The 10,967-nt window shown below is 73.2% G+C and carries 1 protein-coding gene; it reads left to right on the top strand.

The features are described from left to right. Window positions 1-23: 23 nt before the first annotated feature. Entirely contained in the window at window positions 24-10,856 is a 10,833-nt protein-coding gene (locus tag ACIQ8B_RS20155; protein ID WP_403548453.1) for an SDR family NAD(P)-dependent oxidoreductase, read from the top strand. Window positions 10,857-10,967: the final 111 nt, after the last annotated feature.

The raw sequence follows: 10,967 nt of genomic DNA, 5'->3' as shown, positions 1-10,967 counted from the left end.
CGCTGAAGGATTGGGGAGATCAAGTGAGTGCGTCGTATGAGAAGGTCGTCGAGGCGCTACGGAAATCGGTCGAAGAGGTCGGCTCGCTGAAGAAGCGGAACCGCCGGCTCGTCGACGCCTCCCGTGAGCCGGTGGCCGTGGTGGGCATGGCGTGCAAGCTGCCCGGCGGGGTGGCGGGCCCCGAGGACCTGTGGCGACTGGTGCGCGACGGCCGCGACGCCGTGACAGGGTTTCCCGAGGACCGCGGCTGGGACCTGGAGGGCCTGTTCGACCCGGACCCGGACCGTGCGGGTACGTCGTACACCGACCGGGGCGGATTCCTCCACGAAGCGGGTCTCTTCGACGCGGGGTTCTTCGGGATCTCGCCGCGTGAGGCGCTGGCGATGGATCCGCAGCAGCGGCTGCTCCTGGAGACTTCCTGGGAGGCCTTCGAAAGCGCCGGCATCGACCCGCTGTCCCTGAAGGGCGCCGACGTCGGCGTCTTCTCCGGGGTCTTCGGCCAGGGCTACGTCGCTCCCGGCGCCAGCGTGGTGACACCGGAGCTGGAGGGCTTCGCGGGCACGGGCGGTTCCACGAGTGTGGCGTCGGGCCGGGTGTCGTACGTCTTCGGCTTCGAGGGTCCTGCGGTCACGATCGACTCGGCGTGTTCGTCGTCGCTGGTGGCGATGCACCTGGCGGCGCAGGCGCTGCGGCAGGGCGAGTGCTCCATGGCCCTGGCCGGCGGCGCGACCGTCATGGCCAACCCCGGGGCCTTCGTCGAGTTCTCGCGTCAGCGGGGCCTTGCGGACGACGGCCGCTGCAAGGCGTACGCCGACGGCGCGGACGGCACCGGTTGGGCGGAGGGCGTCGGCGTCGTGGTCCTGGAGCGCCTGTCGGTGGCGCGGGAGCGCGGACACCGGGTGCTGGCGGTGCTGCGGGGGAGCGCGGTCAACCAGGACGGCGCCTCCAACGGTCTGACGGCTCCGAACGGCCCCGCCCAGCAGCGGGTGATCCGGGGAGCACTCGCGAACGCGGGGCTCACACCGGACGACGTCGACGTGGTCGAGGGTCACGGCACCGGCACGGTCCTCGGCGACCCGATCGAGGCGCAGGCGTTGCTTGCCACGTACGGCAAGGGCCGGGACGTCGAACGGCCTTTGTGGTTGGGGTCGTTGAAGTCGAACGTCGGTCATACGCAGGCGGCGGCGGGTGTGGCCGGTGTGATCAAGATGGTGCAGGCGTTGCGGCATGGGGTCATGCCGGCGACGTTGCATGTCGATGCGCCGACGTCCCGGGTGGACTGGTCGGCGGGTGCGGTGGAGCTGCTGACCGAGGCGCGGGAGTGGCCGCGGGAGGGTCGTCCGCGCCGGGCGGGTGTCTCGGCGTTCGGGGTGAGCGGGACGAATGCGCATCTGATCCTGGAGGAGGCGCCGGAGGAGGTGGCTGTGCCGCCTGTGCCTTCGGCTGGTGTGGTGCCGTTGGTGGTGTCGGCGCGGAGTGCGGGATCACTGGCCGGTCAGGCCGGGCGGCTTGCCGCGTTCGTCGAGGGCACGGACGGGGTGCCGCTGGCTGCCGTGGCCGGTGCGCTGGTCGCGGGGCGTGCGGTGCTGGGTGAGCGTGCGGTGGTCGTGGCCGACTCGGACACGGAGGCGTTGGCGGGGTTGCGGGCCCTTGCGGAGGGTGCGAGCGCGCTTGGTGTGGTGTCCGGCGGTGCGGGTTCTGGTGCGCCGGGGAAGGTGGTGTGGGTGTTCCCGGGGCAGGGCTCGCAGTGGGCGGGTATGGGCCGGGAACTTCTGGACGCCTCGCCGGTGTTCGCGGAGCGGATCGCGGAGTGTGCGGCGGCTTTGGAGCGGTGGGTCGACTGGTCTTTGGTTGATGTGCTGCGGGGTGAGGTGGAGCCCGCGTTGCTGGAGCGGGTGGATGTGCTTCAGCCGGCCAGCTTCGCGGTGATGGTGGGTCTGGCTGCGGTCTGGTCGTCGGTGGGTGTGCTGCCGGATGCGGTGGTCGGTCACTCGCAGGGTGAGATCGCTGCCGCGTGTGTGTCGGGTGCGTTGTCGCTGGAGGATGCGGCGCGGGTGGTGGCGCTGCGGAGTCAGGCCATCCGCGATCAGCTCGCCGGGCGTGGAGGGATGGCCTCGGTCGCCCTGAGCGAGACCGAGGCGGTTTCCCGTCTGACGCGTTGGGCGGACCGGGTGGAGGTCGCGGCTGTCAACGGCCCGTCCTCCGTCGTGGTCGCGGGTGATGCGGAGGCGCTGGACGAGGCGCTGGAGGCCCTGTCGGCGGACGGTGTCCGCGTGCGGCGGGTGGCGGTGGACTACGCCTCGCACACCCGGCACGTGGAGGACATCCGCGACACCCTCGCCGACACGCTCGCCGGGGTGAACGCGCAGGCACCGTCGGCGCCGTTCTACTCGACCGTGACCGGCGAGTGGGTGGACCAGGCGGGTGTCCTGGACGGCGCCTACTGGTACCGAAACCTACGCAACAAGGTCGGCTTCGGTCCCGCGGTGACCGACCTGCTGAGCCAGGGCCACCGGACGTTCGTGGAGGTCAGTGCGCATCCGGTGCTGGTCCAGCCGGTCACGGAGATCCTTGATGACGGTGGTGACGGCGCCGATGCCGTGGTGACCGGTTCGCTGCGCCGTGACGACGGCGGTCTGCGTCGGCTGCTGGCCTCGATGGCCGAGCTGTTCGTGCGCGGGGTCACCGTCGACTGGACCGGAGTGCTCCCGGCCGGGGCCACCTCTCTGGACGTGGACCTGCCCACGTACGCCTTCGAGCACCAGCACTACTGGCTCCACGAGGTCGAGTCGGCGACGGACGCGGCGTCGTTGGGGCAGGCGGCGGCGGATCACCCGCTGCTCGGCGCGGTGGTGCGGCTGCCGCAGACCGACGGCCTGGTCTTCACCTCGCGCCTCTCCCTCAAGTCGCAGCCCTGGCTGGCCGATCACGCCGTGGGCGGTGTGGTCATCCTGCCCGGTACGGGTCTGGTGGAGCTGGCGGTGCGGGCCGGTGACGAGGCCGGGTGCGGGGTGCTGGAGGAACTGGTCATCGAGGCGCCGTTGGTGGTGCCGGAGCACGGCGGGGTGCGCGTCCAGGTCGCCGTGGGCGCACCGGGCGAGAACGGCTCGCGCGGCGTGGAGATCTACTCCCAGCGCGAGGACGGCCCCGGTGACGGGGACACATGGGCCCGGCATGCCACGGGCACGCTGTCGGTCGCCGCATCGGCGACCGGTGAACAGACCGACTTCACCGCATGGCCGCCGACCGGTGCGGCGCCCGTCGAGATCGGTGACTTCTACGGCGGCCTGAGTGAGCGCGGCTACGGCTACGGCCCCGCGTTCCAGGGCGTGCGGGCGGTGTGGAGGCGTGGCGAGGAGGTCTTCGCCGAGGTCGCCCTGCCGGAGGAGCACCGCAAGGACGCCGAACGGTTCGGTATCCACCCCGCGCTGCTCGACGCCGCCCTCCAGGCCGGCACCATCGGGAGTGCGGCGGACGCCGAGGACTCCGGGGAGCCGGTGCTCGCGTTCGCGTGGAACGGCCTGGTCCTGCACGCCGCGGGCGCCTCCGCGCTGCGGGTGCGGATCGCCCCGAACGGCCCGGATGCACTGTCGGTCCAGGCGGCCGACGAGGCCGGCGGCCCCGTCGTGACGCTGGACTCGCTGGTGTCCCGGGCGGTGTCCGCAGAACAACTGGACACGGCGGCCGACACGACGGTCGCCAACGCGCTGTTCCGCCTGGAGTGGAGTGAACTGCCGCCACCCCAGGGCGCGGAGTTCCCGCCGTCCTGGGTGCCGGTCTCCGCCCCCGGTGATGTGGAGGCACTGGCCGAGAGTGCCGGAGTGCCGGCGGTGGCGGTACTGGAGGCCGTCGGCGGGGACGGCGACGACGCGGTCCTCACGCTGACCTCCGGCGTCCTCGCGGTCATGCAGGCGTGGCTGGCCGCCGACGGCCTGGAGGAGTCACGGCTGGTGGTCGCGACCCGCGGCGCGGTGCCCGCCGGTGACGGGGGCGCGGTGACCGACCCGGCCGGGGCGGCGGTGTGGGGTCTGGTGCGGGCGGCCCAGTCCGAGGCCCCGGACCGCATCGTCCTCCTGGACACCGACCCCACTGCCGAGGGAGGCGTGGACTCGGTCCTGGACTCCGTGCTGGGCCCGGTGACGGCGACCGCAGAACCCCAGGTCGCCGTACGCGGCACGACCCTGTCGGTTCCCCGGCTCGCCCGCGTCACCGACCGGGTCGCGGACACGGCCGGGGTGTTCGGGAGCGACGGGACGGTTCTGGTCTCGGGTGCCGGTTCGCTGGGCGGTCTGGTGGCCCGGCATCTGGTGTCCCGGCACGGCGTACGGCACCTGGTCCTGGCCAGCCGCCGGGGCCCGGACGCCGAGGGCGTACCGGAACTGGTCGCCGAGCTGGCCGGGCAGGGGGCGGCCGTCGAGGTCGTCGCCTGTGACGTGTCCGACCGCGCTCAGGTCGAGGCGCTCCTCGCCACCGTGTCCGACGCGCACCCCCTGCGCGGGGTCGTCCACACGGCCGGCGTGTTCGACGACGGGCTGATCGGGGCGCTGACCGCGGAGCGGCTCGCGGGCGTGTTCGCGCCGAAGGTGGACGCCGTACGGCACCTGGACGCACTGACCCGGCACCTGGACCTCGACGTGTTCGTCGTGTACTCGTCCGTGGCGGGCCTGTCCGGCGGTGCCGGGCAGGGCAACTACTCCGCCGCGAACGCCTTCCTCGACGGGCTGATGTCCCACCGCCGCGCAGCCGGCCTGCCCGGCCTCTCCCTCGCCTGGGGTCTGTGGGAGCAGTCCCTCGGCATGGCCGGACACCTCAGTGCCGTCGATCAGGCGCGGGCCGGCCGCAGCGGCGTACTGGAGATATCGGCGACCGAGGGCATGGAGCTGTTCGATGCCGCTCTCGTGTCCGGACGGGCGCTGCTCGTCCCGGTCAAGCTGGACCTGCGGACCGTACGTGCCGACGCCTCGGCGGGCGCTGCGGTACCGCACCTGCTGCGCGGACTGGTCCGCACGGGCCGTCAGCAGGCCCGGGCGGTGGCAGGCACCGCCGGCGGAGGCGGCCTGCTCTCCGACCGTCTGGCCGGACTCGTCCCCGCCGAGCAGGAAACCCTCCTCCTCGATCTGGTGCGGGCCCAGGCCGCGGTCGTCCTCGGCCACACCGAACCCGGCGGTGTCCGGGCGGACATGGCGTTCAAGGACGCCGGGTTCGACTCGCTCACCTCGGTGGAGCTGCGCAACCGGCTGCGTGAGGCGACCGGCCTGAAGCTGCCCCCGACGCTCGTCTTCGACTATCCCTCCCCGCAGGCCCTCGCCCGCTACCTGCGCGAGGAGTTCGGTGAGGTGGCGGCACCGGAGGCGACGGCGCCGGCGGTCGTCGCGGCCGACGCGAACGAACCGGTCGCCATCGTCGGCATGGCCTGCCGGCTGCCCGGCGGGGTGGCCTCGCCGGAACAGTTGTGGAAGCTGGTCGCCGAAGGCGTCGACGCGGTGTCGGACTTCCCCGAGGACCGCGGCTGGGACCTGGAGGGCCTCTTCGACCCGGACCCGGACCAGGCCGGCAAGAGCTACACCAGTCAGGGCGGTTTCCTGGAGGGGGCGGGCCTCTTCGACGCGGGGTTCTTCGGGATCTCGCCGCGTGAGGCGCTGGCGATGGACCCGCAGCAGCGGCTCCTCCTGGAGACCTCCTGGGAGGCGCTGGAAGGAGCGGGCCTCGACCCGACGTCACTGAAGGGCACGGATGTCGGCGTGTTCTCCGGTGTCTCCGGCCAGGGCTACGGGACCGGCGTGCTCGCGCCGGAAGTGGAGGGCTTCGCGGGCACCGGGCTGGCGTCGAGTGTGGCGTCGGGCCGGGTGTCGTACGTCTTCGGCTTCGAGGGCCCGGCGGTGTCGGTGGACACGGCGTGTTCGTCGTCGCTGGTGGCGATGCACCTGGCGGCGCAGGCGCTGCGGCAGGGCGAGTGCTCGATGGCGCTGGCCGGCGGCGCGATGGTGATGGCGACACCCGCCACCTTCATGGCGTTCTCGCGCCAGCGGGGCCTGGCCGGCGACGGCCGCTGCAAGGCGTTCGCCGAGGGCGCGGACGGCATGGGCCTGTCCGAGGGCGTCGGCGTCGTGGTCCTGGAGCGCCTGTCGGTGGCCCGGGAACGCGGGCACAAGGTTCTGGCGGTGCTGCGGGGCAGCGCGGTCAACCAGGACGGCGCGTCCAACGGCCTGACCGCGCCCAACGGTCCGTCGCAGCAGCGGGTGATCCGGCGGGCCCTGGCCAGTGCCGGTATCGGGGCCGACGGCGTGGACGTGGTGGAGGGGCACGGTACGGGTACGGCGCTGGGCGACCCGATCGAGGCGCAGGCGCTGCTCGCCACCTACGGCAAGGAACGCGACGCCGAACGGCCGCTGTGGCTCGGCTCGCTGAAGTCGAACATCGGGCACGCTCAAGCCGCCGCGGGTGTGGCCAGTGTGATCAAGATGGTGCAGGCGCTGCGGCATGGTGTCATGCCGCCCACCTTGCACGCGCAGCGGCCCTCTGACCAGGTCGACTGGTCGGCGGGTGCGGTGGAGCTGCTGACCGAGGCGCGGGAGTGGCCGCGGGAGGATCGTCCGCGCCGGGCGGGTGTCTCGTCCTTCGGGGTCAGTGGGACGAATGTGCATCTGATCCTGGAGGAGGCGCCGGAGGAGGTGGCTGTGCCGCCTGTGCCTTTGGCTGGTGTGGTGCCGTTGGTGGTGTCGGCGCGGAGTGCGGGATCACTGGCCGGTCAGGCGAGGCGGCTCGCCGCGTTCGTCGAGGGCACGGACGGGGTGCCACTGGCTGCCGTGGCCGGTGCGCTGGTCGCCGGGCGCGCGGTGCTGAGCGAGCGCGCGGTCGTCGTGGCCGACTCCCGGGACGATGCCGTGGCGGGTCTGCGGTCCTTTGCGGAGGGTGCGAGCGCGCCTGGTGTGGTGTCCGGCGGTGCGGGTGTTCCGGGGAAGGTGGTGTGGGTGTTCCCGGGGCAGGGCTCGCAGTGGGCGGGTATGGGCCGGGAACTTCTGGACGCCTCGCCGGTGTTCGCGGAGCGGATCGCGGAGTGTGCGGCTGCTTTGGAGCGGTGGGTCGACTGGTCTTTGGTTGATGTGGTGCGGGGTGAGGTGGAGCCCGCGTTGCTGGAGCGGGTGGATGTGCTTCAGCCGGCCAGCTTCGCGGTGATGGTGGGTCTGGCTGCGGTCTGGTCGTCGGTGGGTGTGCTGCCGGATGCGGTGGTCGGTCATTCGCAGGGTGAGATCGCTGCCGCGTGTGTGTCGGGTGCGTTGTCGTTGGAGGATGCGGCGCGGGTGGTGGCGCTGCGGAGTCAGGCCATCCGCGATCAGCTCGCCGGGCGTGGAGGGATGGCCTCGGTCGCCCTGAGCGAGGCCGACGCCTCGGCGCGCCTGGAGCGTTGGGCGGGCCGGGTGGAGGTGGCGGCTGTCAACGGCCCGTCCTCCGTTGTGGTCGCGGGTGATGCGGAGGCGTTGGACGAGGCGCTGGAGGCCCTCTCGGCCGAGGGCGTGCGGGTGCGGCGGGTGGCGGTGGACTACGCGTCGCACACCCGGCACGTGGAGGACATCCGCGAGATCCTGGCCGAGACTCTTGCCGGGGTGAACGCGCAGGCGCCGATGGTGCCGTTCTACTCGACGGTGACCGGCGAGTGGGTGGACCAGGCGGGTGTCCTGGACGGCGCCTACTGGTATCGCAACCTGCGGGGCCAGGTCGGCTTCGGTCCCGCGGTGACCGACCTGCTGAGCCAGGGCCACCGGACGTTCGTGGAGGTCAGTGCGCATCCGGTGCTGGTCCAGCCGGTCACGGAGATCCTTGACGACGGTGGTGACGGCGCCGATGCCGTGGTGACCGGTTCGCTGCGCCGCGACGACGGGGGTCTGCGCCGGCTGCTGGCTTCGATGGCCGAGTTGTTCGTGCGTGGTGTGCCGGTGGACTGGACCGGTGTGCTCCCGGACACCGGGACCGGCTGGGCGCGGCTCGATCTGCCGACGTATGCCTTCGATCACCGGCATTACTGGCTTCAGACGGCGCGGTCGGTGACCGATGCGGTGTCGTTGGGGCAGGCGGCGGCGGATCATCCGCTGCTCGGCGCGGTGGTGCGGCTGCCGCAGACCGACGGACTGGTCTTCACCTCGCGCCTCTCCCTCAAGTCGCATCCCTGGCTGGGTGATCACGTGGTCGGCGGGATGGTGCTGCTTCCGGGGACGGGTCTGGTGGAGCTGGCGGTGCGGGCCGGTGACGAGGCCGGCTGCGGGGTGCTGGAGGAACTGGTGACTGAGGCGCCGTTGGTGGTGCCGGAGCACGGCGGGGTGCGCGTCCAGGTCGCCGTGGGCGCACCGGGCGAGAACGGCTCGCGCACCGTCGAGATCTTCTCCCAGCGGGAGGACGCTGCCGACGACGGGGACACATGGACCCGGCACGCCACCGGCACGCTGGCCGACGCCCCCCAGCCGGGGGCCGGAACCGCCGAGTTCGACTTCGCCGCGTGGCCGCCGGCCGACGCCCGGCAGGTGGAGCTGGACACCGGCGAGCTGTACGAGGCTCTGCTCGAGCGCGGTTATGCGTACGGTCCCGTCTTCCAGGGCGTGCGGGCGGTGTGGCGGCGCGGCGAGGAACTCTTCGCCGAGGTCGCCCTGCCCGACGAGAACCGCAAGGAGTCCGGGGACTTCGGTATCCACCCGGCGCTGCTCGACGCCGCCCTTCAGGCCGGGACGTTCGCCGTCGCGGCGGACACCTCGCAGGAGAAGGCCGGGCAGCCGGTGATGCCGTTCGCGTGGAACGGCCTGGTGCTGCACACCGCGGGCGCTTCCGCGCTCCGGGTCCGGGTCGCGCCCAACGGACCCGACGCCCTGTCCGTCACCGCGGCCGACGCGTCGGGCACCCCGGTGCTCACGATGGACTCGCTGGTGATGCGGGCCGTGTCCATCGAGCAGTTGGGTGCCACGGCGGCGGACGAGAGCCGCGACTCGCTCTTCGCGGTGCGGTGGACCGAGCTGCCCCCGGCCCAGGAGACGGAGCCCGCGCCGCCGTGGCTGCCGGTGACCACGGCCGACGACCTGGCCGCCCTGGCCGCCGGCGGCGGAGCTCCGGCCGTGGCGGTCATGGAGGCCGCCGGAGGCGCGGGCGACGATGCCGTACTCGCGCTGACCTCCCGGGTTCTGGCGATGGTGCAGGCGTGGCTGAGCGTGCCCGGCGCCGAGGAGTCCCGCCTCGTGGTGGCGACCCGGGGTGCCGTGCCCGCCGGTGACGACGGCGCGGTGACCGACCCGGCCGGGGCCGCGGTGTGGGGCCTGGTGCGTGCCGCCCAGTCCGAGAACCCCGACCGTGTCGTCCTCCTGGACACCGACCCGGGCGCCGAGGGCGGCGTGGAGCCCGTGCTGGACTCCGTCCTCGCGGCGGTGCTGGCCAGTGGCGAACCGCAGGTCGCGGTGCGCGGCGGGGTGCTCTCGGTGCCCCGGCTCGTCCGTGCCACCGCTCAGGGCGTGGACGCGAACCCGGTGTTCCGGGAGCAGGGCACCGTCCTGGTCTCGGGCGGCGGTTCGCTGGGCGCCCTGGCGGCCCGGCACCTGGTCTCCCGGCACGGTGTACGCCACCTGGTCCTGGCCAGCCGCCGGGGCCCGGACGCCGAAGGCGTGCGGGAACTGGCTGCCGAGCTGACCGGGCAGGGGGCGACGGTCTCCGTCGTGGCCTGCGACGTGTCCGACCGTACGCAGGTCGCGTCCCTGCTCGCCCAGGTGCCGGCGGAGCACCCGCTGCGGGGTGTGGTGCACACGGCCGGTGTGTTCGACCCCGGGGTGATCGGGGCGCTGACCCCCGAGCGGCTGGCGAAGGTGTTCGCGCCGAAGGTGGACGCCGTACGGCACCTCGACGCACTGACCCGCGACCTGGCCCTGGACGCGTTCGTCGTCTACTCCTCCGCCTCGTCCGTCTTCATGGGCGCCGGCAGCGGTGGCTACGCGGCGGCCAACGCCTATCTCGACGGGCTGATGTCCCACCGGCGCGCGGCCGGCCTGCCCGGACTCTCGCTGTCCTGGGGCCCCTGGGAGCAGGTCACCGGCATGGCCGGCAACATCGACGACCTCACCAGGACCCGTATGAGCCGACGCGAAGGACGCGGAGGTGTGCAGGCACTGCGGTCCGCCGAGGGCATGGAACTCTTCGACGCCGCGCTGCGGTCCGAGGAGTCGCTGCTGGTCCCGGCCAGACTGGACCTGCGGGCCGTACGGGCCGACGCGGCGGCGGGCGGCGGAGTCCCGCACCTGCTGCGCGGCCTGGTCCGGTCGGGCCGGCAGCCGGTCCGGACGACCGGCGGCGGTGGCGACCGGCGGCAGCTCGCCGACCGGCTGGTGGGACTGTCCGCGGCGAAGCAGGAGACGCTGCTCCTCGGCGTCGTCTGCGCGCAGGCCGCGGTCGTGCTCGGCCACAGCGGACCGGAGAGCGTGCGCGTGGAAATGGCCTTCAACGAAGCCGGGTTCGACTCACTCACCTCCGTGGAACTGCGCAACCGGCTGCGCGAGGCGACCGGGCTGAAACTGCCCGCCACGCTGGTCTTCGACCACCCGACCCCGCTGGCGCTCGCCCGCTACCTGCGGGCCGAACTCGCCGTCGACGAGGCGTCCCCCGCCGACGCGGTACTGGCCGGACTCGCCGGGCTCGAAGCGGCCATCGAGTCCGCGGGAGCCGACGAAGAAGCCCGCGACCGGATCACCGTACGGCTGCTGGAGCTGCTGCGCGCGGCCGAGGCGACGGGCGGCCCCGGCGAGGACCCGGCCGGCGCTGACGCGGCCGACGAGGACCTCGACACCGCCACTGACGAGGAACTGTTCGCCCTCGTCGACCAGCTCGACTGACGCGACCGAGCGCACCATCCGTGCGCGCACCCGTGCGGGTCGTCGCCCCCGTGGCCGCGACCCGCACGGCCTCGCACGCCCCCGCACGGACGGTGCGGGATTTCACCCATC

The sequence above is a fragment of the Streptomyces sp. NPDC096105 genome (genome assembly GCF_044763335.1).
GTDB lineage: Bacteria > Actinomycetota > Actinomycetes > Streptomycetales > Streptomycetaceae > Streptomyces.
Note: the sequence above shows the minus strand (reverse complement) of the source record. Positions and strands in the feature narration are given on the sequence as shown.